The 24287-nt window shown below is 73.6% G+C and carries 21 protein-coding genes and 1 riboswitch; of the genes, 10 read left to right on the forward strand and 11 right to left on the reverse strand.

Annotated elements, in window-relative coordinates; genetic code table 11:
• Both ftsL and rsmH read right to left on the reverse strand, forming a co-directional pair.
• On the reverse strand, positions 1-466 hold a 466-nt coding region (ftsL, locus tag AXW62_RS23020; protein ID WP_060946205.1), incomplete at its 3' end, for a cell division protein FtsL.
• Positions 467-662: 196 nt separating this feature from the next.
• Positions 663-1625, reverse strand: a complete 963-nt coding sequence (rsmH, locus tag AXW62_RS23025; protein ID WP_079105897.1) for a 16S rRNA (cytosine(1402)-N(4))-methyltransferase RsmH — start codon at positions 1623-1625, stop codon at positions 663-665.
• Positions 1626-2035: 410 nt separating this feature from the next.
• Here rsmH and AXW62_RS23030 point away from each other — a divergent pair, with 410 nt between their 5' ends.
• The 4 genes from AXW62_RS23030 (at position 2036) to AXW62_RS23045 (ending at position 7666) form a co-directional block, all read left to right on the forward strand.
• Positions 2036-2590, forward strand: a complete 555-nt coding sequence (locus tag AXW62_RS23030) for a beta-class carbonic anhydrase (protein WP_030831631.1) — start codon at positions 2036-2038, stop codon at positions 2588-2590.
• A 212-nt stretch (positions 2591-2802) separates the two neighbouring features.
• Positions 2803-3855: an AAA family ATPase gene (locus tag AXW62_RS23035; RefSeq protein WP_030831628.1), complete on the forward strand. Its 1053-nt coding sequence runs from the start codon at positions 2803-2805 to the stop codon at positions 3853-3855.
• Positions 3855-5240 (forward strand): DUF58 domain-containing protein, encoded by a 1386-nt coding sequence (locus AXW62_RS23040; RefSeq protein WP_060946182.1) that lies wholly within the window; start codon positions 3855-3857, stop codon positions 5238-5240. Before AXW62_RS23035 ends, AXW62_RS23040 begins: the two co-directional genes overlap by 1 nt.
• Positions 5237-7666, forward strand: coding sequence for a transglutaminase TgpA family protein (locus AXW62_RS23045; protein ID WP_060946183.1), 2430 nt, complete (start codon positions 5237-5239; stop codon positions 7664-7666). The genes AXW62_RS23040 and AXW62_RS23045 overlap by 4 nt, the downstream gene beginning before the upstream one ends.
• 575 nt (positions 7667-8241) lie before the next feature.
• On the opposite strand, the gene AXW62_RS23050 is transcribed toward AXW62_RS23045, so the two are convergent.
• From AXW62_RS23050 to AXW62_RS23060, 3 genes are all read right to left on the reverse strand, one after another.
• Positions 8242-8634 carry an SCO2097 family morphological protein gene (locus AXW62_RS23050; RefSeq protein WP_030831620.1) on the reverse strand — a complete coding sequence of 131 codons (393 nt, stop codon included), beginning with the start codon at positions 8632-8634 and terminating at the stop codon, positions 8242-8244.
• A gap of 272 nt (positions 8635-8906) precedes the next feature.
• Positions 8907-9689, reverse strand: a complete 783-nt coding sequence (locus tag AXW62_RS23055) for a methyltransferase (RefSeq protein ID WP_030831617.1) — start codon at positions 9687-9689, stop codon at positions 8907-8909.
• Between the two features lie 533 nt (positions 9690-10222).
• Positions 10223-10756, reverse strand: a complete 534-nt coding sequence (locus AXW62_RS23060; protein WP_060946184.1) for an SAV_6107 family HEPN domain-containing protein — start codon at positions 10754-10756, stop codon at positions 10223-10225.
• A gap of 193 nt (positions 10757-10949) precedes the next feature.
• Here AXW62_RS23060 and AXW62_RS41285 point away from each other — a divergent pair, with 193 nt between their 5' ends.
• The 4 genes from AXW62_RS41285 (at position 10950) to AXW62_RS23080 (ending at position 16872) form a co-directional block, all read left to right on the forward strand.
• Entirely contained in the window at positions 10950-12023 is a 1074-nt protein-coding gene (locus AXW62_RS41285; protein WP_252368688.1) for an ATP-binding cassette domain-containing protein, read from the forward strand.
• Positions 11995-14079: a YhgE/Pip family protein gene (locus tag AXW62_RS23070; protein ID WP_060946185.1), complete on the forward strand. Its 2085-nt coding sequence runs from the start codon at positions 11995-11997 to the stop codon at positions 14077-14079. Before AXW62_RS41285 ends, AXW62_RS23070 begins: the two co-directional genes overlap by 29 nt.
• A 35-nt stretch (positions 14080-14114) precedes the next feature.
• Complete coding sequence (locus AXW62_RS23075) at positions 14115-14744, forward strand: TetR/AcrR family transcriptional regulator (RefSeq protein WP_060946186.1); 630 nt, start codon at positions 14115-14117, stop codon at positions 14742-14744.
• Positions 14745-15315: 571 nt separating this feature from the next.
• Positions 15316-16872: a phytoene desaturase family protein gene (locus AXW62_RS23080; RefSeq protein ID WP_079115744.1), complete on the forward strand. Its 1557-nt coding sequence runs from the start codon at positions 15316-15318 to the stop codon at positions 16870-16872.
• A 154-nt stretch (positions 16873-17026) separates the two neighbouring features.
• Here the strand turns inward: AXW62_RS23080 and AXW62_RS23085 are convergent, their stop codons facing one another.
• From AXW62_RS23085 to AXW62_RS45985, 6 genes are all read right to left on the reverse strand, one after another.
• The gene (locus AXW62_RS23085) at positions 17027-18025 is read right to left on the reverse strand and encodes a hypothetical protein (RefSeq protein WP_060946188.1); all 999 of its coding nucleotides are present in this window, start codon (positions 18023-18025) and stop codon (positions 17027-17029) included.
• 40 nt (positions 18026-18065) lie between these two features.
• Entirely contained in the window at positions 18066-18983 is a 918-nt protein-coding gene (gene metF, locus AXW62_RS23090; protein ID WP_030831594.1) for a methylenetetrahydrofolate reductase [NAD(P)H], read from the reverse strand.
• Between the two features lie 479 nt (positions 18984-19462).
• Positions 19463-20110, reverse strand: coding sequence for a thiamine phosphate synthase (gene thiE / locus AXW62_RS23095; protein WP_030831591.1), 648 nt, complete (start codon positions 20108-20110; stop codon positions 19463-19465).
• A gap of 292 nt (positions 20111-20402) precedes the next feature.
• On the reverse strand, positions 20403-20768 hold the full coding sequence (locus tag AXW62_RS23100) for an Rv2175c family DNA-binding protein (RefSeq protein ID WP_030831588.1): 366 nt from the start codon (positions 20766-20768) through the stop codon (positions 20403-20405).
• Positions 20769-20870: 102 nt separating this feature from the next.
• On the reverse strand, positions 20871-22130 hold the full coding sequence (locus AXW62_RS23105) for an NAD(P)/FAD-dependent oxidoreductase (RefSeq protein ID WP_079115745.1): 1260 nt from the start codon (positions 22128-22130) through the stop codon (positions 20871-20873).
• A gap of 229 nt (positions 22131-22359) precedes the next feature.
• Positions 22360-22474, forward strand: a riboswitch (TPP riboswitch).
• A 23-nt stretch (positions 22475-22497) separates the two neighbouring features.
• Positions 22498-22911, reverse strand: coding sequence for a hypothetical protein (locus AXW62_RS45985; protein WP_252368691.1), 414 nt, complete (start codon positions 22909-22911; stop codon positions 22498-22500).
• Between AXW62_RS45985 and thiO the strand changes: the two genes are divergently transcribed.
• A complete protein-coding gene (gene thiO / locus AXW62_RS23110; protein ID WP_252368690.1) occupies positions 22792-23958 on the forward strand; it encodes a glycine oxidase ThiO in 1167 nt (388 codons plus the stop codon). The genes AXW62_RS45985 and thiO overlap by 120 nt on opposite strands.
• Positions 23955-24155 carry a sulfur carrier protein ThiS gene (gene thiS / locus AXW62_RS23115; RefSeq protein WP_030831580.1) on the forward strand — a complete coding sequence of 67 codons (201 nt, stop codon included), beginning with the start codon at positions 23955-23957 and terminating at the stop codon, positions 24153-24155. The genes thiO and thiS overlap by 4 nt, the downstream gene beginning before the upstream one ends.
• Positions 24156-24287: the final 132 nt, after the last annotated feature.

Below are 24287 nucleotides of genomic sequence, written 5' to 3' on the forward strand. Positions count from 1 at the left end.
GGACGGGCGAGGCCCCGGAGGGGCTGGGCGACGCGGACGCGCCGGGCGATGCCCCGGGCCGCGTGCGGCCGAGCGCGGACGGCAGCACCGGCCCCGGGGCGCGGAGCACCGAGGGCTGCCCGGTGGCGGGCGCGGGCACCCCGCTGACCTTGCCATCCGGGCCGAGGAAGGCGGGGCTGCCGCCGGGCACCATCCCCAGCGCCCGTGCCCGGCGCTCCAGTGCGGCGGGGGCGGAGAGCTTGTCGACGTCCTGCTGGAGCGCCTGGCGCTCGTCGGTGAGCTCCTTGGTCTGCTTCTCCAGCTTGCTGAGGTCGAACGACCCCTGGTTGAGGGAGGAGTTCAGCAGCAGCAGCGCGATCAGGCCGGAGCCGAGCAGGACCACGACCAGCAGCACGAAGGGCGTGCGCCTGGCCGTGGCACCCCCCGGCGCCGGCCGCGCTTTCGGCCCCGTCCCCCTCGTGCTCACGATTCCCCCTCGTCCGCACCGCCGCGGCGGTGGCCGATGTCACAGCCGTCCGCCCGGCGCGGGGCTGCCGCTCCCGTCGCCGTCCGCGGCCCGGCGGCCACGCGTACGCCGCTCACAGCACTACCTCGTTCGCTTCTCCGCACGCACGGCACAGAGGTACCGCCCCCGTCGCCCTTCGCGGCCCCGCGCACGCCGCTCACGGGGTCACCTCTTCCCGGATGCGCTCCGCTCCCCGGAACCGGGCCGGGGCGGCTCGGCGGTTCTCGGCGATCTCCTCCTCGGTGGGCAGCTCCGCACCGCGGGTGAGCAGCTTCAGCCGGGGCTGGTACGGCTCGGGGATGACCGGCAGCCCGGGCGGCGCCGTATGGCGGGCACCGGCCGCGAACACCTGCTTGACCAGGCGGTCCTCCAGCGAGTGATACGACAGCACGGCGATCCGCCCACCGACCGCGAGCGCCCCCACAGCCGCCGGAATGGCCCGCTCCAGAACCGCCAGCTCGCCGTTGACCTCGATCCGCAGCGCCTGGAAGGTGCGCTTGGCCGGATTGCCACCGGTGCGCTTGGCGGCCTGCGGCAGCGCCTCGCGGATCAGTTCGACCAGCCGGGCGCTGTTGGTGAACGGCTCCTTGGCGCGTTCGCGGACCACCGCGTCCACGATCTTCTTGGCGAACTTCTCCTCGCCGTACGCCCGCAGGATGCGCACCAGCTCACCCGGCGGGTAGGTGTTGAGCACCTCCGCCGCGCTGACCCCGGTGGTCTGGTCCATCCGCATGTCCAGCGGGGCGTCCTGGGCGTAGGCGAACCCGCGCTCGGCCTCGTCCAGCTGCATGGACGACACGCCGAGGTCGAAGAGGACCCCCTGGACGCGCGGCACGCCGAGCCGGTCCAGGACCTCGGGCAGTTCGTCGTAGACCGCGTGGACCAGCGTCGCCCGATCGCCGTACGGGGCGAGCCGCTCACCGGCGAGCCGCAGCGCGGCCGGGTCGCGGTCGAGGGCGATCAGCCGGACCTGCGGGAACTCGCGCAGCAGCGCCTCGCTGTGGCCGCCGAGGCCCAGGGTGCAGTCGACCACGACCGCGCCGGGCCGGGCGAGAGCGGGGGCCAGCATGTCCAGGCAGCGCTGGAGCATGACGGGAACATGGAGAGCGTTGCTGCTCATTGCGCTGCTCGTGCGCCCTTCTGGGGGTCGGGCGAGGAGGGCACGCACCTCCGGGTCCCCACCCGCTCTGAAGGGGAAGCGGCCTACTGGCGCCGGGGAAGTGACGTCAGGCGACCGGAGCGGGAGGAGGCCGAGGGGTACGTACGCACCGCGCTCACGCGAAATTCCGGGGTCCGAGGGGAGCGTCACGCCTCCCACTTCGCGCCACTTTAGTCCACTCGTCCCTTCGGTCAACCAACCGGCCAGCGCGTCCCGCCCCCGGGGGTGGTATCACCTCCCCCGGGGGCCACACAGCGGGGCATCCGGGGTTGTGGATTGACTCACATCACTCCTTCGGCCCACCCGGTTGCCCTCGTTTGCCCTACCTAAAGAGAAGACAAAATCCGCTGGTGAGAGGTAGTGTCACAACCATGTCGATAGCAGCGCCGCAGCCGAACCCGCCCGCCGACCGCGACGCCCGCACGGGAATCACGGTCACCGACGAACTCGTGGAGGCCAACCGCCGGTACGCCGAGAAGTTCACCGACCCCGGGATGGACGCGCGGCCCGTGCGCCGGGTCGCCATCGTCGCGTGCATGGACGCCCGTCTGGACCTGCACGAGGCGCTCGGTCTGGAACTGGGCGACTGCCACACCATCCGCAACGCGGGCGGTGTCGTCACCGACGACATCATCCGGTCCCTGACCATCAGCCAGCGCGCGCTGGGTACCCGCAGCGTCGTGCTCATCCACCACACCGGCTGCGGTCTGCTGAACCTCACCGAGGACTTCCGGCACGAGCTGGAGGAAGAGGTGGGCCAGCGGCCGTCGTGGGCGGTCGAGGCGTTCCGGGACCTCGACGGGGACGTCCGCCAGTCGATGCAGCGGGTGCGTACCTCGCCGTTCCTGCTGCACACCGACGACGTCCGCGGCTTCGTCTTCGATGTGACGACCGGTCTGCTGCGGGAGGTCACGCCGCGGGCGTGAGGGAACGCTGAGGGGATTCAGCACCCCAAAGTCGTACAGGCGTGACAAATAACCCCGGGTTATCCACAGCCGAGTGACGCGAGGCCGCGAGGACCGCAAGAATGCATAGGTGACATCGTCCCCCGCAACCACGCGGGGGCCGGTGCCAGCGTTTGCGGTGGGCCGGTCCGTTCCGAGGGCCACGGCCCTGAGAACGGGCCGAGGAGGGCCGGGTGACGACCTATGACGAGCGAGCGAGCCTCAGCGATCTGACCACCACAGCGGAGCGGGTCCGCCGGTCGGTGGAGAGTGTGATCGAGGGCAAGCCAGAGGTCGTACGGCTTTCGCTGACGGTGCTGCTCGCCGAGGGGCACCTGCTGATCGAGGATGTGCCGGGCGTGGGCAAGACGATGCTGGCCAAGGCGCTCGCCCGGTCCATCGACTGCTCCGTGCGGCGGATCCAGTTCACCCCGGACCTGCTGCCGTCCGACATCACCGGCGTGAGCATCTTCGACCAGCAGCGCAAGGAGTTCGAGTTCAAGCCGGGCGCCATCTTCGCCCAGATCGTGATCGGCGACGAGATCAACCGCGCCTCGCCCAAGACCCAGTCCGCGCTGCTGGAGTCGATGGAGGAGCGCCAGGTCACCATCGACGGGAAGAGCTACGAGCTGCCGAACCCGTTCATGGTGGTGGCCACGCAGAACCCGGTCGAGATGGAGGGCACCTATCCGCTGCCCGAGGCGCAGCGCGACCGCTTCATGGCCCGCGTCTCCATCGGATACCCCAGCCCGCAGGCCGAGCTGGCGATGCTGGACGTCCACGGCGGGGTCTCCCCGCTGGACGACATGCAGCCGGCCGCACATGCCCATGAGATCGTCAAGCTGGTCGAGGCGGTGCGCTCGGTGCATGTCGCCGAGGCCGTCCGGCGGTACGCGGTGGACCTGGTCGCCGCCACCCGCAACCACCCCGACCTGCGGCTGGGCGCCTCGCCCCGGGCCACGCTGCATCTGCTGCGGGCCGCCAAGGCGTCCGCCGCGCTGGCCGGGCGGGACTTCGCGCTGCCGGACGATGTGCAGTCCCTGGCCGTCGCGGTGCTGGCGCACCGGCTGCTGCCCACCGCGCAGGCCCAGCTGAACCGCCGCACCTCGGAGCAGGTCGTCGCGGACATCGTGCAGCGCACCCCGGTGCCCGCCTCCAACCCGCGCGGCACGGGCGCGATGCCGCCCATGCCGCCCATGCCCCCGGCCGACTACGGCCGGCAGCAGCCGGGCGCGCGGAGGCTGTGATGGCCGCGGGGGGGACGGACATGGGCCCCGAGGGCGGCGGCGCCGGGGAGCGCTCGGGCGGGCTGCGGGCCGCCCTCGCCGGTCTGACGACCCGCGGCCGTTCCTTCCTGGCCGCGGGGCTGGCCGCCACGGTGTGCAGCTACGTCCTGGGCCAGGCGGACCTGCTGCGGGTCGGGCTGCTGCTGGCCGCGCTGCCGCTGGTCTGCGTGGCCGTGGTCCACCGCACGCGGTACCGGGTGGCGGGCAGCAGACGGCTGGCGCCCGCGCGGGTTCCGGCGGGCTCGGAGGCCCGGGTGCATCTGCGGATGGACAATGTCTCGCGGCTGCCCACCGGGCTGCTGATGCTCCAGGACCGGGTGCCCTATGTGCTGGGTCCGCGCCCCCGGTTCGTGCTGGACCGGGTGGAGCCGGGCGGCCGGCGCGAGGTGTCCTACCGGGTCCGTTCGGATCTGCGGGGCCGCTATCCGCTGGGCCCGCTGCAGCTGCGGCTGACCGATCCGTTCGGGATGTGCGAGCTCACCCGCGCCTTCAGCGCCTATGACACGCTCACGGTGGTGCCCCGGGTCGAGCCGCTGCCCCCGGTGCGCCTGACCGGCGAGGCCGCGGGGTACGGGGACGGACGGCACCGCTCGCTGGCGCTGGCCGGGGAGGACGACGTCATTCCGCGTGGTTACCGCGTCGGTGACGATCTGCGCCGGGTGCACTGGCGGTCCACCGCGCGGTACGGGGAGCTCATGGTCCGCCGGGAGGAGCAGCCCCAGCGGGCCCACTGCACGGTGCTGCTGGACACCCGGAGCGCGGCCCACCACGGCTCCGGGCCCGACTCGGCCTTCGAATGGGCGGTCTCGGGTGCGGCCTCGGCCGCGGTCCATCTGCTGGAGCGGGGCTATGCGGTCCGGCTGCTGACCGACACCGGAAGCTCGGTGCCGGGCCCGGACGGCGGGGGCGGCTTCGCCGGTTCCACCCATGACTCGGCGGAGACGGCCGGGCTGATGCTGGACACCCTCGCCGTGGTGGACCACTCCGACGGCGAAGGGCTGGCGCGCGCCTATGAGGTGCTGGGCGGCGGTGAGGGGCTGCTGGTGGCCTTCCTGGGCGATCTCGACGAGGAGCAGGCGGCGACGGCCGCCCGGATGCGGCACCGCACCGCGGCGGCGGTGGCCTTCGTACTGGACGGCGCGGCCTGGTCGCGCGGGCCGGGGTCCGGGGACGGACGGGAGCTGGAGGAGCGGCTGCGGCGGCTGCGCGAGGCGGGGTGGACGGCGCTGCCGGTCGGCCCGGGGGCCTCGCTGGCACAGCTGTGGCGGCAGGCCGACGCCCAGGGTGCCGCCCGGGCGGACGCCGAAGGTCCCGCGATCGGCGGCAGGACGGGGAGCTGGGCATGAGTGGGAGCGTTCGGCTCGCGATATGCGCCACCGTGGCCACGGTGGCGGCGGCCTGTGCGCTGCTTCCGCTGGTGGATCCGGCGAGCTGGCTGTTGCAGACCGCCCTGTTGCTGGCGGTCCAGAGCGCGACGGGTGTGGTGGCCCGCCGGGTGCCGCTGCCCCGTCCGCTGACGGTGGCCGTGCAGGCCGTGGTGACGCTGCTGCTGCTCACCCTGGCCTTCGTGCGCGACCAGGCGCTGGGCGGGGTGCTGCCGGACCCACCGGCCCTCCACGAGTTCGCGCTGCTGCTGCGCGACGGCGCCGACGACGTGGGCCAGTACGCGACCCCCGCGCCGCTCACCGACGGCATCCGGCTGATGCTGGTGGGCGGGGTGATGGTGATCGGCCTGGTGGTCGACGCGCTCGCGGTGACGTACCGCAGCGCGGCCCCCGCCGGGCTTCCGCTGCTCGCGCTGTACTCGGTCGCGGCGGGTCTGTCCGACGGCGGGAACGACTGGCTGTGGTTCCTGCTGGCGGCGGTCGGCTATCTGCTGCTGCTCCTGGCCGAGGGCCGGGACCGGCTGTCCCAGTGGGGCCGGGTGTTCAGCGGTGGCGCCCCGCACCCGGCGGGGATGCCGCCGTCCGGCCTGGCCGGGGCCCGGGGCGGCTCGGCGCTCGCCCCGGTCCGCACCGGCCGCAGGATCGGCGTGCTGGCGCTCGGCATCGCGCTCGTGGTGCCCGCGGCGCTGCCGTCCCTGGACGGCGGGCTGCTGAACCGGCAGGCCGGCGGCGCCGGGTCGGGCAGCGGCGGCGGCACGATCTCGGCGGTCAATCCGCTGGTGTCGCTGCAGGACAGCCTGAACCAGCCGGAGAACAGGGAGGTGCTGCGCTACCGCACCTCCTCACAGACCACCCAGGACCTGTATCTGCGGATCGTCGCGCTGGACCAGTTCGACGGCACCTCGTGGAAGTCCTCCGAGCGGCATGTCACCGATGTGCCCGGTCAGCTGCCTTCACCGGCCGGGCTCGGCCCCTCGGTCAGGGTCTCCTCGATCGACACCTCGATCTCGGCCGCCGACTGGTACGCGCAGAACTGGCTGCCCCTCCCCTACCCCGCGTCCAGGGTCCAGATCGACGGGCGCTGGCGCTATGAGCCGGAGGGCCGCACGCTGGTCGGCGACCGCGGCCAGACCACCCGGGGCGCGCGCTACCGGGTCACCAGTCTGCTGGTGGAGCCGACGGCCGAGCAGCTGGCGGACGCGCCGCCACCGCCACCGCGGCTGCGCAACGAGTACACCAAGGTGCCGGACTCGCTGCCGTCCGTGGTGGCCCGTATGGCGCGCGAGGTGACCGCCGGCGCGGACAACGCGTACCAGAAGGCGGTCAAACTCCAGGACTGGTTCGCGGTGAACGGAGGGTTCCGTTACGACACCCAGGTGCAGTCCGGCAGCGGCTCGGCCGCCATCGTCCGGTTCTTGAAGCGGAAGGAGGGCTTCTGCGTCCACTTCTCCTTCTCGATGGCGGCGATGGCCCGGACGCTGGGCATCCCGGCGCGGGTGGCCGTCGGGTTCACCCCCGGCACCGCCCAGGCGGACGGCACGGTCTCGGTGGGGCTGAAGGACGCGCACGCCTGGCCCGAGCTGTACTTCGAGGGCGTGGGCTGGACCCGTTTCGAGCCCACCCCGAGCCGTGGCACCCAGCCCGACTACACGATGGAGCAGACGCCGTCGGGCGAGCCGTCCGACGAGCCGACGACCGAGCCCAGCGCATCCTCGGAGCCGACCGCCGAGCCGACCGCCTCCGACAGCTGCACCCCGGAGATGAAGAAGCTGGACACCTGCGGAGGTGCCGCGGCCCAGCGGCCGGACAGCGGCGCCTCGGGCGGGGGCTGGTCGGCGACCAAGGTCACCAGCTGGAGTTCGCTGGCGGTGCTGCTGGTCGTGGTGCCCCTGCTGCCCATGCTGTGGCGGCGGCGGATCCGGACCCGCAGGCTGGACGGCTCGGGCGGGCGCACGGAGCAGGACGCCGCCGACCGGATCCTCGCCGCATGGCGTGAACTCACCGATTCGGCCTGGGACTTCGGTGTGCTGCCGGACGACTCGCTGACCTCGCGCAGCGCCGTGGCCCGCATGGTGCGGGTCGCCGGGCTCGACGCCGAGCCCGCCCGGGCGGCGCAGCGGGTGGCCGCCGCGGTCGAGCAGGTGCTCTACGCCCCGCATCCGCGCCCGGTCCCGGGCGTCGCGGACGACGTCCGGCTGGTGCTGGCCGGCTTCCGGGCCAAGGCCGGGCGCCGGGAGCGGCTGCGTGCGCTGCTGGCCCCGCGGTCCGCGGCCCAGGTGGTGTGGGCGTGTGGACAGCGCTGGTCGGCGCTGGTCGAGCGGTGGGGATTCGCCCGCTGGGCGCGCTGGGCCTCCCAGCTGCGGTTCCCCCGCGGCCAGCGGAGCTGATTGATGTTCTCCGGGCCGTCCCGAGCCCCGGCACGGCGTGCGCGGGGGCCCGGGACGACCGGCCCAGGGTTCGGGGTGGCCGGTTCAGGGGCTTGGGGTGGCCGGTTCAGGGGGTCGTCGGGGCGACCGGTCCAGGGGGTCGGGGCGGCCCTGCCGAGGGCTTGGGACGGCCCCAGGGGCTTGGGGTGGCGCGCCGAGGGCCTCGGGGTGACCCCGCCAGGGGCTTGGGGTTGTCCGGCCGGGGGCCGGGGATTACCCCGCCAGGGCCTGGGCCAAGGGCTCAAGGCGAACCCATCAGGGGCCTGGGGCGACTCGACGTGGGGCTCACGGGCGGCCCGAGTTCGCCTCGGGGACTTGAGGGGGCTCAGGAGGCCAGACAGACAGTAGGCCGGGAGCGGCTCCAGCGGTTCGGCAGGCTCAGACGGGGGCTGGCGATGCGGTCGAGGGCCGCGGAGAGGCCCCGGAAACCACTGGGAAGCGTCAGAGGCGTTACGGCAGCACGGTTGAGGGGCGGTCGCCGACTGGCGACCGCCCCTCAACCGTTACCACCATTGCAGCCGTTCATCTGCGCATGCTCAGTGGCCCTGCTCATCACGGCGTCGCTGCCACCGCTCCTCGATTCGCGTCATCATCGAGCGTCGCTGACGCCCCTGACGGCGAGGAGCCGCCCCGCCGCCGCGCTGTGCCTCGCCGGGTTTGGGAGCCTTGCGCCAACCGGTCACCGCGAGCACCGCACATCCCAGCATGATCAGGAAGCCCACCACGCTGATCCAGATCTGGGGAACGATCACTCCGACCATGAGGAGTGCGATGCCCACCAGAAAACCCGCGACCGCCTGGTAGACCCGTCGCCGGGTGTACGTGCGCAGGCCGCTTCCCTCAAGCGCTGTCGCGAACTTGGGATCTTCGGCATACAACGCTCGCTCCATTTGCTCGAGCATGCGCTGCTCGTGCTCCGAGAGCGGCACGGAGTCCTCCTACTCGTCGGTCGCGGGGGGCGACCGGGGTGCGACCCTTTCAAGGATAGGCAGGGAATCGCCCCCGTGAAACCCGCCCCTCAGCGCCAATTAGCCCACCCCGTCGTGCGGGGCGAAAGTTGACGCTGAGACGTCCATTCCCCTCCCGCCGATTGGCCATGCCGGACGGTGTACCTCGATCATACGGGGCCGGACGTCCGATCGGGCCTCCTGTGGCCTACTCCACCTGCGCCGCCCGCCGCCTGGTGGGGCGGGCGGGGCGATCAGTCACGCTCGGCGAGAACGTGCAGCTGAGTGGCGACGGAGCGGAAGGCGGGCAGCTCGGCGGCGGCCTCCTCCAGCTGCAACAGAGCGTCCAGCGCCCCGGGCTCGGTGTCCACGAGCACTCCGGGGACGAGATCGGCGAAAACCCGCACCCCGTGCACCGCGACGATCTCCAGCCCGGCCGCACCCACCAGCTCGGACAGCTGGTCGGGGGTGAAGCGGCGCGGCATCGGGTCTCCGGAGCCCCAGCGCCCCTCTGGGTCGGTAAGCGCTTGCCGGGCCTCGGTGAAGTGACCGGCCAGGGCGCGGGCCAGCACGGCGCCGCCCAGGCCCGCGGCGAGCACGCTGAGGGTTCCGGCGGGGCGCAGGGCCGCCGCCGCGTTCCGCAGTCCCTCGGCGGGGTCGTCCACGTACTCCAGCACCCCGTGGCAGAGCACCACGTCGTAACCGTCCCGCTCGACCACGTCGAACAGCCCGTGGACGTCGCCCTGGACTCCGCGTACCCGGTCGGCGACCCCGGCCTCGGCGGCCCGCCGCTCCAGCGCGAACAGGGCGTTCGGGCTCGGGTCGACCACGGTCACGCGATGGCCGAGACAGGCCACCGGGACGGCGAAATTACCGCTGCCGCCGCCGGTGTCCAGGACGTCCAGCGCCCCGTGCACGGCCTCGCCTCCGGCGGCCTCCCGACCCGCGGCCTTGGCCCGCCGTTCCAGGGCGTCTTTCAGGACCTCCCAGACCACGGCGGTACGGAGGGACGCACGGGGGCGCTGCGGGTCTGACACGGCGAGTGGCTCCTCGGCGGGGTGCCGCCACCGCCCGGAGGCGGTGACGACGGCTTACTGACGTCGGCTCTCCCAGCCTATTGCCTCCGCGGGCCGGGCCGGGCCGCGCCCACCGGCCCCCCGGGACGCGCCACCGGCTGCCGGGGACACTGAGCGGCGGGGACACGCCCACCGGCCATCGGGGGTGCGCCTACCGGGCGCCGGGGACACTCCTACCGGGCGCCGGAGACGCGCCTACTGGGCGCCGGGGACACGCCTACCGGTCGCCGGGGAGCCGGGCACGGAACGTACCCACCCTCCTGGTACGCGCCCACAGGCCGTCGGGAAAGCACCCACCGCCCCCCTGGTACACGCCACAGGCCGTCGGGAAAGCACCCACCGGGCGCCGGGAACACCTGTCGGCAAGGACACCGGGCAGCGGGAACGCACCCACCGGCCGCCGGGGAGTCAGGCCGCCGGGGATGCGCCCACCGACCGCCGGAGACGCACCCACCAGGCGCCGGGACACGCCCACTGGCCGCCGGGGATGCGATTCAGGCGCCCGATGGGTCCGGCTCCTCGCCCGGCGGGGTCTGCTGGGGCAGGGCGGGCTGCAACATCAGCATGCGCTCCACCAGCCGCAGGAACATCCCGGTGGCGCGCAGCAGATCATCCGCGTCCCGCCGGCCGGCCGCGCCCGGTATCCCCGCCTCGGCGCGGGCCCGGCGCTCGGCGCCGGAGGCGAACAGCGCGCTCCACTCGGCCAGTTCGGGCGCGACCTCCGGCAGTACCTCCCAGGCGCTGCGGATCCGGGCGCGACGGCGGGCGGTGGACTCGGGGCGGCCGCGCACGGCGAGCACGGCGGCGGCCGTGCGCAGGGCGGCCAGATGCGCGGCCGCGAAGCGCTCGTTGGCGGTCTCGAGCGCGGCGGCCTCCTCCAGGCCGCGATGGGCCTGGGTGAGCAGGTCGACGGCGGCGGGCGGGGCGGACGCGCGGCGCAGCACGGGGTGGACATCGCTCGCGGGGCCGGTCAACGAGGGGGCAGGGGCGGCGGCACGGTGCCGGCGCGCTGCGGCGGTACGGGCCATGACGAACCTCCTGTCGTCGCGTGGCGGCCGGTCATGTGATAGAGCGACCGCCGTATGGGCCCATCGTGGGGCACACCACTGACAATCGGCCCTGACCTGCACGTATGACCCCGATGACGAACCCCGCCCGGCCATGCTCCATACTTGTATTTACACTGACCGGTCAGTTCAAAACTCAAGGGAAGTGGTTCGTGTGGGGGACACCCCGGAGGGGGAGACCGGCGCCGCGGTGACGGCCGAGGGGCTCGGCGTCAAAGGGGCGCACGGCTGGGCGTTCCGCGGTGCCGATCTCACCGCCGACCCCGGTGCACTGATCGCGGTCGAGGGCCCGTCCGGCTCGGGTCGCACCTGCCTGCTGCTCACCCTCACCGGCCGGATGCGCCCCACCGAGGGCCACGGCCGTGTCGGCGGGTTCCGGGTACCCCGGCAGATGGCGCGCATACGCCGGATCGCCGCCCTCGCGCACGTGCCGGGCGTCACCGAGCTCGACCCGGTGCTCACGGTCGCCGAGCACCTGCACGAGCGGGCCCTGCTGCGGCGCCGGTTCGCCGACTCCCCGCGCGGGCTGCTGCGCCCGCGCCGCGAGCGGGCGGCCGCGTCCCGGGCCGGGATCGACGCGGCCCTCACGGCCGCCGGGCTGGACCTCGACACGCTGCCCAAGGGGCCGCGTACGGCGGTGAGGGACCTGGAGCGGCTGGAGGCGCTGCGGCTGTCGATCGCGCTCGCGCTCATCGACCGGCCACGGCTGCTGGCCGTCGACGACGTCGACATGAAGCTCTCGGACGCCGAACGCGAACGGGCCTGGGCGCTGCTGCGGGAGATCGCGGAGGGCGGCATCACGGTCCTCGCGGTGTGCGGCCAGGCTCCGGAGGGCGCGGTCGTGGTCCGGACCGCACGCGAGCGCGCCGCCGGAGACGACGAGACGCCGGGGAAACCCCGGAAACGGAAGCAGCAGCGGGAGCAGCGGGAGGAGCCGCAGGAACCAGCCAGGCCGGAGAGGCCGGAGAGGCCGGAGAGGCCGGAGAGGCCGGAGAGGCCGGAGAGGCCGGAGAGGCCGGAGAGGCCGGAGAGGCCGGAGAGGCCGGAGAGGCCGGAGAGGCCGGAGAGGCCGGAGAAGGCCCCGCAGGCAGAGAAGGCCCGGAAGGCCGACGCGCGCACCACCGGGGCCGGCGAGACCGGGTCCGACTCCGACGGCTCCAACGGCAACGGGCCCGACCGGAACGAGGAGGGAGCGGCGGATGCGCTCACCGAAACTCGCCGCGCTTGAGCTGAAGCGGTTCGGCAGGGGAAGGCTGCCGCGGGCGGCGCTCGCCGCCCTGCTCCTGCTGCCGCTGCTCTACGGCGCGCTGTACCTGTGGTCCTTCTGGGATCCGTACGGCAAGCTCGACAAGATCCCGGTCGCCCTCGTCAACTCGGACACCGGCGCCACCGTGAAGGGCGAGCGCCTCACCGCGGGCGACGACATCAGCGGCAAGCTGCTCCACAGCAAGACCTTCGACTGGCACCCCACGAGCGCCGCCGAGGCCCGTAAGGGCGTCGCGAACGGCACGTACTACCTGTCGCTGACCGTGCCCCCGGACTTCAGCCGGCAGATCGCCTCCAGCTCCGGGAAGACCCCCGAGACCGGCGCCCTGAAGGTGCGCACCAACGACGCCAACAACTACATCGTCGGCCAGATCTCCCGCTCGGTCTTCTCCGAGGTCCGCGCGGCGGCCTCCGCCAAGGCGTCCCGCGGGTTCTACGACAACATCTTCATCTCCTTCGCCGACATCCACGGCGAGACGGAGAAGGCCGCCAGGAGCGCCGACAAGCTCGGTCAGGGCATCGGCAAGGCCAAGAAGGGCGCCGACGACCTCGCCGCGGGCCTGGCCAAGGCCAAGGAGGGCAGCCGCGACCTGAAGTCCGGGCTCGGCAGGCTCTACAAGGGTTCGGGGACGTTGCAGACCGGCGCGGGCGGGGTCGCCGACGGCACCCAGGCCCTGTCCGACAAGGTGAACGATGTGGCGGCCAAGGTCCGCCCGTTCCTCAAGGAGCACGGCAAGGAGATCGGGGACGTCTCCCAACTGGTCGCCGACGCCTCCCGTAAGGCGTCCGACAACCTCGACACCCTGCCCGAGACCACCGCCACGGCGGCCGCCAAGGCCCGTAAGGCGTCCGACGACCTCGCCGCCGACTACCGGACCCGCTGTAAGGGAGCGGTACCGGTGGACCCGGACTGTCCCGCCCTGAAGAAGTCGGTGGCGGCGGCCGGCACCGCCGCCGACGTGGCCGAGGGCGTCAACAAGCTGGTCCAGGACAACACCACCCAACTGGACACCCTCGGTGGCCATCTGGACGCTCTGCACGACCAGGCGCTCTGGCTCGCCCACCACGCCCCGCACCTGGGCACCGACCTCGACACCGCCGTCCGGAAGATCAACACCCTCAACTCCGGGGCGCAGAAGGTCGCCAAGGGCGCCGGAACCCTGCACACCGGGCTGAGCACCGCGAAGACCGGCGCCTCCGACCTCGACAGCGGTGTCGGCAGGGCACGCGGCGGCGCGGACACCCTGGGCGGCGGGATGTACCGGCTCGTCGACGGCTCCGGCAAGCTCTCCGGCGGTCTGCACGACGGCGCCGCCAAGATCCCCGACTACGGCAAGCAGGACCGGGACTCCCGTACCGAGGTGATGTCGGACCCGGTACGGCTGGTCAACCAGGCGCTGCACAAGGCGCCCAACTACGGTACGGGGTTCGCCCCGTACTTCATCCCGCTCTCCCTGTGGGTCGGCGCGATGGTGGCCTACATGCTGATCCAGCCGCTCAACGGACGCGCGCTCGCCGCGGGCGCCTCCTCGTGGCGCATCGCGCTCGCGGGCTGGCTGCCGGTCGCCGCGATCGGTGTGCTCCAGACGCTGGCCCTGATGGCGGTGTTGCACTGGGCGCTCGGTCTCCAGATGGTGCGGGCCGCGGGCACACTGGGCTTCCTGATGCTGGTGACGGCCTGTTTCGCGGCCATCGTCCAGTGGCTCAACGCCCAGTTCGGGTCGGCCGGCCGGATCCTGGTGCTGGCCCTGCTGATGCTCCAGCTGACCTCGGCGGGCGGCACCTATCCGGTGCAGACCAGTCCGCGCTTCTTCAACGCCGTCCACCCCTTCCTACCGATGACCCATGTGGTGGACGGGTTGCGCCGGCTCATCACCGGCGGCGGGCTCGGCCCGGTGTGGTCCGCCTGCGGGGTGCTCATCGGATACGGCGTGGCCGCCCTGGCGCTCACCGCGTGGTCGGCGCGGCGTCGGCAGGTGTGGTCGCTGAACCGGCTGCATCCGGAACTGAGCCTGTGAGCGGGAGCACATCGACAGCGGGCAGAATCGGCGCCATGGACAGCAGCAGCACGCGCCGCCAGGCCACACGGCAGAAACTCTTCGAGGCAGCGGTCACCCTCATCGCCGAACAGGGCTTCTCCTCCACCACCGTCGATGAGATCGCCGAGCGGGCGGGGGTGGCCAAGGGCACGATCTACTACAACTTCGCCAGCAAGACCGTGCTCTTCGAGGAGCTGCTGCGGCACGGCGTCGAGCTGCTGACCGCCTCGCTGCAGCGTGCCGCCGACGAGAACGCCGAGCGCGGCGGCAGCCATGTGGACGCACTGGACGCGATGGTCCGGGCCGGGCTGCACTTCATCTCCCGGTATCCGTCGCTGACCCAGCTGTACGTGGCCGAGCTGTGGCGCACCAACCGCGCCTGGCAGTCCACCTTGATGCTGGTCCGGCAGCGGGCCATAGCGGTGATCGAGGCCGAGCTGCGGGCCGGGGTGGCCGCACGGGAGTTCAGCGAGGACATCGACATCCCGCTCACGGCGTCGGCGCTGTTCGGGATGGTGCTGGTGGCCGCGCTGGACTGGCAGTCCTACCAGCCGGAGCGGTCGCTGGAGGATGTGCACGCGGCGCTGTCGCGGCTGTTGCAGGGCCGGGTGGGCGGAACGGTGGCCTCCGGACAGGAGCGGTGACCTCCCGGTAGGAGGGTCCCGTTAGGAAGGGTCCCGGTAGGAGGGCCTGGCCCGCGACAGGAGGCGTGGCCTCCGACAGGAGCCGGACTTCCCGGACGGCCCGGAGCGGCGGGCGGACCGGCCCCGGAGCAGGAACGCAGAAACCGGGCGGAGGAACGCAGAAACCGGGCGGAGGAACAACGAGTCCCGGCAGAGGGACGAAGAGCCCCGGCGGAGCAACCCAGAAGAGGAGACAGGCAGAAGGCGCTGTCCCGGCGGATCGGCCCCCACCGATCCGGCCGGAACAGCGCCTCCCCCCGTGAATCCCCCGTCCTTCCCCCGTTGGAGGCTCCTGATCCCGGAGACTCCCGGTGACTCCCACCTTTCCGTCCGGGCCGCCTCGCCGTTCCGCCGCCCCGTGTCGGCGGTGCGGCGAGCGGCCCTTCCGTGTGCTCCACTCTCCCGTCTGTGCAGGTGGCGACCCATCCGCGCGGCTACTCATCTACCGGTCTGAGTACGCGTACTCAGGTCTGGGCGCTCATCCCCAGGCGCGGTGCCCCGGTTGTCGGTGGCTGCGGATAAAGTCGCGGTCATGGCACGGATTGCGGTGATCGGCTCCGGGATGGGCGCCATGGCGGCGGCCGCCCGGCTGGCCGTGGCGGGCCACCGGGTGGTGGTGTACGAGCGCGGGCGGACCCATGGCGGCGGGGTCGGCCGCTTCGAGCGGGACGGGTTCCGCTTCGACACCGGCCCGGGGCTGCTGCACCTGCCCGCGGTCTACCGGGATCTGTTCGTGAAGACCGGCAAGGAGACCCTGGAGCAGAGCGTCGAGCTGATCCAGGTCGACCCGGCGAGCCGGCATCTCTTCGCCGACGGCACGGACGTCCGGCTGCCCAATGCCTCGCGTGCGGGGGTGGTCCAGGCGCTGGACGCCGCCTTCGGCGCGGGCGCAGGCGAGCGCTGGAGCGATCTGGTCAACCGGGCGCGAGAGGTGTGGGACGCCACCCGCAGACCGCTGCTGGAGGAGCCGCTGCGCGCCGACTGGCGGGTCCTGGGCCGCGACCCCTATCCGGCCGCCCCCGTGCGGCGCGGATGGCTCGGCGGGCTGTTCGGCCGGGGCGGCGCCGACGGCCCGCCCACGCTCGCCGGGGTGGCCCGCCGGGAGCTGAAGGACCCGCGTGCCGCCGCCCTCCTGGAGAGCCATGCGCTGGCGCACGGCCTCGACCCGCGATCCGCGCCCGCCGCCGCCACCGTCCTGCCCTATGTCGAGCAGACCTTCGGCACCTGGTACGTGCGCGGCGGTATGCGCGCGCTCGCCGATGCGCTCCATGAGCGCTGCCGTCGGCGCACGGTGGAGTTCCGCTTCGAGGCCGAGGTCACCGGCATCGTCGAGAAGGACGGCCGGGCGGCGGGTGTGGAGCTGGCCGACGGCACCGTCGCGGAGGCCGACGCGGTGGTCTCGGGCATCGACCCGGCGCTGCTGCCGCCGCTGCTCGGCGGGCAGGAGCCCTGGCGGGAGGGGGACGTCCGGCCGGAGCCCGGCGCGGACACCGGCACGTCGGGGCGGCTGACCGTCTTCCTGGCGCTGCGCGGCGCCCGCCCCGGGGACGCCGCTCACCGCACCGTGGTCCACACCCCGGACCGGGAGGCGGAGTTGGCCGCCGTCTTCGGCGACGGCCACGGTCTCCGCGAGCCCTGTCCGCATCCCACGGTGACCGTGCTGCGCCCGGACGATCCCGCGGTGCGCCCGGACGAGGATCACGAGGCCGTCACCCTCAGCGCGGTCGTCGCCCCGCACGGCGCGGTGGACTGGGCGGACGGCGGGGCGGCGGAGCGGGGTGCCCAGCGGCTGATCACGGCCGCCGAGGCCGCGATCCCCGGGCTGCGGGACCGGACGCTGTGGCACGAGGTCCGCACACCCGCCGACATCGGCGCGCGGACGGGCGCCCGGGGCGGCGCCGTCCCGGGCCCCGTGCTCGCCGGGGCGGACGGCGCGTTCCTGCGGCCCGCCAACGCCACCCGGCTCCCGGGCCTGTATCTGGCGGGCGGCTGGGCCCATCCGGGCGGCGGGCTCGCCCACGCCGGGATGTCGGGCGCCCTGGTGGCCGGGCTGATCGTCGAGGGCGACGACTGGCGCGGCTCCCAGTAGCCCCACAGGGACGAGCCGCGTCTCCCGGGACTCGAAGAGTTCCGGGGACCCCGAGACCCCCGGGGACCAAGAGTTCCGGGGCCCCAGGCCCGCGGACCCCAGGTCCGCCGGGGACCAAGAGCCCGGGGAGCGGGCTCACTTCCGGCGGCGCGGCTCAGTAGCGGTACTGCTCGTCGAAGCCCTGGGGATAGCCCTGGTGCTGCTGCTGGTACGGGTACGCCTGCTGGTCCGCCGCGGGGGCGGCGTCGCCCTCGCGCTGCTGCGGCACCCAGGACCCGCCGGGCTGCATCGCGTCGTATGCCGGATCCGGCGCGGGATAGGAGGAGTCGGCCGCCCAGTGGTCGCCGCCCACGGCCCCGCCACCCCCGCCGCCGTACGGATCCTGCTGACCGTACGGCGCGTACTGCTCGGCGTACTGCTGCTGGCCGTACGCCTGCTGCTGCTCATAGGGCTGGGCCGGGGGCTGGGCGCCGCCGTACGGATCCTGGTGGCCGTAGGAGGCCGCGTACGCCTCGTTCCCGTAGCCGTACTGCCCGCCCTGGCCCGGCTGGTCCGCGTAGCCGTCCTGGCCGCCGTAGCCCTGGCCCTGGCCCTGGCCGGGGTTTTGGCCGAGGTCCTGGCCGTGCTCCTGCTGCGAGTCGTAGCCGCCGTACGTCTCGTACGCGCTGTAGCCGCCGGCCGCGGCGTCGCTGTACGCGCCCGAGGCCGGGGTGAAGGGTGACGGCTCGTCATAGACGCCGTACTCGGCGGTCTCGTCGGGCATCGGCTGCGGCTGGTACGCGGGCGGCTCCGGCCGCGCCGCCGGGACCGCCTCCAGATCCGACACCTCCAGGATCGGCTCCTTGTCGGCGCCGTCCGGCCGGGGGCTCTTCTTCCCCCGCCCGGGCAGCCCCGGCAGTCCGCCGCGCAGCGCCCACCCCGCGGCGAAACCGCGCCGGAAGGAGAGCGTCACATACGTCTGGCCTATCGCGAAGGCGATCGCGCCCGCCCCGATCACCGGGACCGATGGGATCAGCACACCGACGACCACGCCCAGGAAGCCGAAGAAGGCCAGCAGCCGCCAGCGCAGCCGCGCCTTGTACTGCAGGAGGACTTCCCCCAGCAGCCACAGCGCGACGACGCCGAAAGCGATGTAGAGGACCGTCCAGCCCATGCCCGCCCCTCTCAATGCGGCCGCCCGTCGGCTGCCGTCATCAGGACCGCTGATGCAGCCCCAGATTCTCGTAGATTTCCAGCGTCGCCGTGGAGTGGTTCAGGGTAATGAAGTGCAGCCCGGGGATCTCCTCGGCCATCAACCGCGCGCACAACTCGGTGGCGTAGTCGATCCCGATTGAGCGTACAGCCGCCGGGTCGTCCTTCACCGCCAGGATCCGGTCCGCCAGTTCGGGCGGGAAGGCGGCATTGCTGAGCTGTGCGAACCGCTCGATCTGCTTGACGTTCGTGACGGGCATGATCTCAGGGATGATCGGTGTCGTACAGCCCGCGGCCGCGACCCGGTCACGCAGCCGCAGATAGTCCTCCGGGTAGAAGAACATCTGCGTGATGGCGAAGTCGGCGCCCGCGCGGCACTTGTCGATGAAGTGACGGATGTCGGTGTCCCAGTCCGTCGACCGGGGGTGCATCTCGGGGAACGCGGCCACGCCGACGCAGAAGTCCCCGGACTCCTTGATCAGCCGGACCAGCTCGGCGGCGTAGGTGAGGCCGTCGGGGTGCCGGATCCACTCCCCCATCGGGTCGCCCGGCGGATCGCCGCGCAGGGCGAGCATGTTCCGGATCCCGGCGCCGGCGTACTGGCCGATGATGTTGCGCAGCTCGGCCCGGGAGTGGTTGACAGCGGTCAGATGGGCGACGGGGGTGAGCGTGGTGTCCGTCGCGATGCGCTCGGTGGCGCGCACGGTGCCCTCGCGGGAGGAACCGCCGGCTCCGTAGGTCACCGAGACGAAGGTGGGCGAGACGGCTTCCAGCCTGCGGATGGCGTTCCACAGCGTCTGCTCGCCCCTCGCCGTCTTGGGGGCGAAGAATTCGAAGGAATACGACTGCTCGCCCGACGCGAGCAGATCGCGCACGGTACGGGCGCGATCTGTCCTGGTGGAAGCGGTGCCTAGGGCCATATGAGCAGGCTATCCACCCGGCTCGCCCACGCCCACCCGATCACGGAGATATGGGGTTTTTGCCAGGTTCCTGTCCGCAGTGCGGACAGCGCCGCGCGCCCTCGACCGCCTGCCGGTGCGCCCCCGGCCACCAGGCCGCCGCCGGGCGTGCGCCCTCGGCCGCCCCCCTCCAGCGCGGCCTCGACGGCCCACCGGCACGGCCTCGATCCCCTGTCGCCCCCTCGACCGCCACCGGCGCGTCTTCGCCCACCAGCGCACCGTCGGCGGCCCTCGACGGCGCCAGCGGCCCTCGACGGCCCCCGGCGGCCCCGGCCCCGGCGCAGTCTCGACCGCCTCCCAGCGGGTCCCCAGCGGATTCCCGGCCGCCGGGCGGGCCGAGCCGGGGAAGCAGTGGCCGGACGGGTCCGGCAGTGGCCGGGCGGGTCCAGACGGGGTCCAGGCGGGGAGAGCGGCCCGGTGAGCGGCTGGTCCGGCCCCGGTCAGGCCGCGCGCACCCGCTTCGCCAGCTCCGCCGTCGCCGCCGCCGGGTCGTCGGCGGCCGTAATGGCCCGGACCACGACGATGCGCCGGGCGCCCGCCTCCAGCACCCGGTCCAGGTTGGAGGCGTCGATTCCGCCTATGGCGAACCACGGCCGCTCCGTGCCCAGCCCTGCGGCGTGGCGGACCAAGGACAGCCCCGGGGCGGGGCGGCCCGGCTTGGTGGGGGTGGGCCAGCAGGGGCCGGTGCAGAAATAGTCCACACCGGGCTGGACGGCCGCCGCGTCCACCTCCGCCTCCGCATGCGTGGAGCGCCCGATCAGCACGTCCGTGCCGAGGATCGCCCGCGCCGCCGGCACCGGCAGATCGCCCTGGCCCAGATGGAGCACAGCGGAACCGGCGGCATGGGCGACGTCCGCCCGGTCGTTGACGGCGAGCAGCTTTCCGTGCCGACGGCAGGCGTCCGCGAAGACCTGGAGGTGCTCCAGCTCCTCGGCCGCCTCCATCTCCTTGTCCCGGAGCTGGACGATGTCCACCCCCGCCCCCAGGACGGCGTCCAGGAACTCCGGCAGATCGCCCTGGCGCTTCCGCGCGTCGGTGCACAGGTAGAGACGGGCGTCGGCCAGCTGCTCACGAGCGGCGGTGGACATGGATCGGTTCCCCCTTGAGGGTCGGCGGCTGGAGGGTCAGCGGCGTACGGGCCGTGAGCGGAGCCCGGCCCGTACGCCGAGTGCGATGCGAGAACGGCGAACCCCGTACGAGAACGGCGACCCCCGTACGAGGACGGCGAGCCCCGTACGGACGACGGGACCCGTACGAGGACGACGGGCCCGGTGTGAGCCCGGTACGGCATCCTCTGCGGGCCCGGTACGAGCACCCGGTACGAGCGTGGTACGCGGGCCCCGGTACGGGGAGGCCGCCGGAAGCGGGGCGGGAGCGGCGTCAGACGGCGAGCGCCTGCGCGCGCCGCTTCACTTCCGTGCCACGATTCTCGCTCAGGGCCTGGGCCGGGGTGCCGGGCAGGCTCGGGTCCGGGGTGAAGAGCCACTCCAGCATCTCTTCATCGCTGAAACCGTCGTCCTTCAGAAGCGTCAAGGTGCCCACCAGGCCCTTGACGATCTTTCCGTCACCGATGAACTCCTCGGGCACCTGAAGCACCCTGTTCTCGCCACGGCGCACCGCGATCAGCTGGCCCTCCTTGACCAGCTGCCGGACGCGTGTCACCTCGACACCGAGCCGTTCGGCGACATCGGGGAGGGTGAGCCAGGCGGGGACGAGAGCATCGATCTTTGCGTCAATCTCGGTCACGGAACAAGCCTGCCATCTGGGACTGACAGTCGGTAGCCGGGAGCCCGCCGCGCGGGCCGCACCGCCCCGCCCCGGGCGCCCGGCCCCGCGGTCACCGGCCGGTCAGCGGACGGCCGACTTCAGCGGCACCGAGGGGTCCGTGGCCCGCGTCCGGTCCAGCCGGGCGCCGCGCTCGATCAGCTTGCGCCCCTGGGCCAGATCGCGCGGACGGCCGACCGCCAGCAGGGCGACCAGGGCGCCCTCGCGCAGCCAGCACACCGACCAGGCGGCGCCGGCCGGATCGCCGCGCCAGACCAGTTCATCGGCCTCCGAATGGTGTCCGGCGTACTGCACGAAGCGCCCGAACTGCTCGGACCAGAAGTACGGCACCGGGTCGTAGACCGAACCGGGGAAGTGGGCCGCCGTCCGGCTCCCCACCACATTGGCGGCGACGGTGCGCGGCCCCTGCAGCGCGTTGTCCCAGTGGTGCACCAGCAGCCGCGTCCCGTAGCGGGCGGAGGGGAAGGAGGCGCAGTCACCGACGGCGTAGACGTCCGGCACCGAGGTGCGCAGCCGGTCGTCCGCGGCCACGGACCGGTCCTCGGCCAGTTCCACGTCCGAGCCCGCCAGCCAGTCCGTGGCCGGCCGGGCCCCGATCCCGACGACCACCGCGCCCGCCCGCAGGCGGGTGCCGTCGGCGAGCAGCAGCCCGTCCTCGTCCACGGAGGTCACCCGGGCGCCGGTCACCAGCCTGGCGCCGCAGTCCTCGTACCAGGCCGTCATGGGGGCGGCGACCTCGGCCGGGAGGGCGCCCGCCAGCGGCCGGTCCGCGGCCTCGACGACGGTCACGACGCAGCCCGCCTCGCGCGCCGCCGTGGCGAACTCCGCGCCGATCCAGCCCGCCCCCACGACCACGATCTCCCGCTGCCGGGCGAGCACCGGACGCAGCCGCTCGGCGTCGTCCAGAGTGCGCAGCAGATGGACGCCGGGCACGCCCTCGGTGCCCGGCAGCGGGATCGGCTCGGCGCCGGTGGCGATCACCAGGATGTCGTACGGGACCGGCCCGGCCCCGGTCTCGACCAGTCGCTTGTCGGCGCGCAGTCCGGTCACTCGGACGCCGAGCCGCAGCCCGATGCCGAGCCCGGCGAAGTCGACGTCGAGCGTCGACCCGTCGGCCTTTCCGAGCAGCACGGCCTTGGACAGCGGCGGCCGGTCATAGGGCTGGTGGGTCTCCTCGCCCAGCAGGACGATCTCCCCCGTCCAGCCCTGTTCGCGCAGCGCGACGGCGGTCTGCACTCCCGCCATTCCCGCGCCGACGATCACCACCCGCTGTTCGCCGCCACCCGGGGACGCCTTCGTCCCCGTCGTCGTCTCATCGCTCACACGGATCACTGTATTGCGGCAGGCGGAGCCGACCGCAGAGCGCAGGACGAGATCTGGGGCACAGAACGGGGGTACGGACGGGGTACAGACGGGCGGTACGGACGGGGGCACGGACGGGATCTGGACGCGGTCCGGACGGCGGATCGCCCGGGTGAACCGTACGGCGGCGGCGCGGCGGGGCGAACGGCCGCCCTTCCGGCCGATTCGGGCCCCGTACTAGGGTGGCGGGACGAGCACTCGCGGGAGCCCGGACGCACCGGGCTGAGAGGGAGGCTGACACGGCCTCCGACCGTACGAACCTGATCCGGGTCATGCCGGCGAAGGGAGGGGCGGCGTGTCCACGCCCGCACCAGGTCATCACGACGGATCACGCACACCGAGTCACCACGACGGCCCGCACGCACCAGGTCACGACGAACCACAGGCACCAAGCCACCGTGACGGACCACGCACCCCGGGTCAGCACGGCGGGCCCCCGGCACCGGGCCACCGCGGCGGGCAGCACCCACCGGGCCACCGTGACCGACCGCACACACCAAGCCACCATGACGGCCCACAACAGGCACCGGGTCGCGGTGACGGACCGCACACACACGGCCACCGCGGCGGGCCGCCCGGCCGTCCCCATGACGCACTCGTCATCGGCGGCGGCGTCATCGGCCTGGTCACCGCCTGGCGGGCGGCCCAGCGGGGCCTGCGCACCGCCCTCGTCGACCCGGCACCCGGCGGCGGGGCCGCCCGCGTCGCGGCCGGGATGCTGGCCGCCGTCACCGAGCTCCACTACGGCGAGCAGACCCTGCTCGGCCTCAACATCGCCTCCGCACGCCGCTACCCCGACTTCGTGGCCGAGCTGGAGGAGGCGAGCGGCCAGGACGTGGGCCACCGCGCATGCGGCACGCTCGCCGTCGCGTTCGACTCCGACGACCGCGCCCAACTGCGCGAGCTCCACACGTTCCAGCAGGAGCTCGGGCTGGAGTCCGCGTGGCTGACGGGGCGTGAGTGCCGCCGTCTGGAGCCGATGCTCGCACCGGGCGTACGGGGCGGGCTGCGCGTCGACGGCGACCACCAGGTGGACCCGCGGCGGCTGGCGGCGGCGCTGCTCACCGCGTGCGAACGGGCCGGGGTGGACCTCCACCGCGCCCGCGCGGAGCGGCTGCTGCTGGACGGCGACCGCGCCACCGGGGTCGAGCTGACCGGCGGCGCGCGCCTGACCGCCGAGCGGACCGTACTGGCCGCCGGCAGCCTCAGCGGGCGGCTCGCGGGCGTCCCCGGCGAGGTCCTGCCGCCCGTACGCCCCGTCAAGGGGCAGGTGCTGCGGCTGTCGGTGCCCGAGCGCTACGCGCCGTTCCTCTCCCGGACCGTACGGGCCGTAGTGCGCGGCGGGCCGGTCTACCTGGTGCCGCGCGAGAACGGCGAGCTGGTCGTCGGCGCGACGACCGAGGAGCTGGGCTGGGACACCACGGTCACCGCCGGCGGGGTGTACGAACTGCTGCGGGACGCCCATGAGCTGGTGCCCGGCATCACCGAGCTCCCGTTGGTGGAGACGTGCGCCGGGCTGCGCCCCGGCTCCCCCGACAACGCCCCGATGCTCGGCCCGACCGCGCTGCCGGGGCTGCTGCTGGCCACCGGCCACCACCGCAACGGCGTCCTGCTCACCCCGATCACCGGCGATGTCATGGCCGAGGTGCTGACCAGCGGAGAACTCCCGCCGGAGGCCCGGCCGTTCACCCCGCGGCGCTTCGCGGCCGCCGCGGACGCCGGGGCGGCCCCGGCCGTCCCCGCGGCCCCCGACGCCGCGCCCTCCCCAGCACAGGAGCAGCACACATGACCGTCTCCGTCAACGGCGAGCCCCGCGAGTTCCCCGACGGGACCACCCTCGACCGGCTCGTCGCGACCCTCACCCAGGCGCCCTCCGGCGTCGCCGCCGCCGTCAACGAGACGGTTGTCCCGCGTACCCAGTGGCCCGTGACCCCGCTCGGCGACGGTGATCGCGTCGAGGTCCTCACCGCGGTCCAAGGAGGCTGATCCGACCCATGGCTCCCACGACGAGCACCACGACCGCCGAGACCCCCACGGACCGCACGGCCGCCCCGGACCGCACCACGACCGCCACGGACCCCACGACCGCCACGTCCACCCCCGACCCCAAGACCACCA

Origin of the sequence: Streptomyces hygroscopicus subsp. hygroscopicus (assembly GCF_001553455.1) — a bacterium.
In the GTDB taxonomy this organism is placed as follows: Bacteria; Actinomycetota; Actinomycetes; order Streptomycetales; family Streptomycetaceae; genus Streptomyces; species Streptomyces hygroscopicus.

Excerpts from the sequence above, each read along its gene's own strand:
- rsmH (WP_079105897.1), bottom strand. The coding sequence starts at position 1,625 with ATGAGCAGCAACGCTCTCCATGTTCCCGTCATGCTCCAGCGCTGCCTG.
- AXW62_RS23030 (WP_030831631.1), top strand. The coding sequence starts at position 2,036 with ATGTCGATAGCAGCGCCGCAGCCGAACCCGCCCGCCGACCGCGACGCC.
- AXW62_RS23040 (WP_060946182.1), top strand. The coding sequence starts at position 3,855 with ATGGCCGCGGGGGGGACGGACATGGGCCCCGAGGGCGGCGGCGCCGGG.
- AXW62_RS23045 (WP_060946183.1), top strand. The coding sequence starts at position 5,237 with ATGAGTGGGAGCGTTCGGCTCGCGATATGCGCCACCGTGGCCACGGTG.
- AXW62_RS23060 (WP_060946184.1), bottom strand. The coding sequence starts at position 10,756 with ATGGCCCGTACCGCCGCAGCGCGCCGGCACCGTGCCGCCGCCCCTGCC.
- AXW62_RS23070 (WP_060946185.1), top strand. The coding sequence starts at position 11,995 with ATGCGCTCACCGAAACTCGCCGCGCTTGAGCTGAAGCGGTTCGGCAGG.
- AXW62_RS23075 (WP_060946186.1), top strand. The coding sequence starts at position 14,115 with ATGGACAGCAGCAGCACGCGCCGCCAGGCCACACGGCAGAAACTCTTC.
- AXW62_RS23080 (WP_079115744.1), top strand. The coding sequence starts at position 15,316 with ATGGCACGGATTGCGGTGATCGGCTCCGGGATGGGCGCCATGGCGGCG.
- AXW62_RS23085 (WP_060946188.1), bottom strand. The coding sequence starts at position 18,025 with ATGGGCTGGACGGTCCTCTACATCGCTTTCGGCGTCGTCGCGCTGTGG.
- metF (WP_030831594.1), bottom strand. The coding sequence starts at position 18,983 with ATGGCCCTAGGCACCGCTTCCACCAGGACAGATCGCGCCCGTACCGTG.
- thiE (WP_030831591.1), bottom strand. The coding sequence starts at position 20,110 with ATGTCCACCGCCGCTCGTGAGCAGCTGGCCGACGCCCGTCTCTACCTG.
- thiS (WP_030831580.1), top strand. The coding sequence starts at position 23,955 with ATGACCGTCTCCGTCAACGGCGAGCCCCGCGAGTTCCCCGACGGGACC.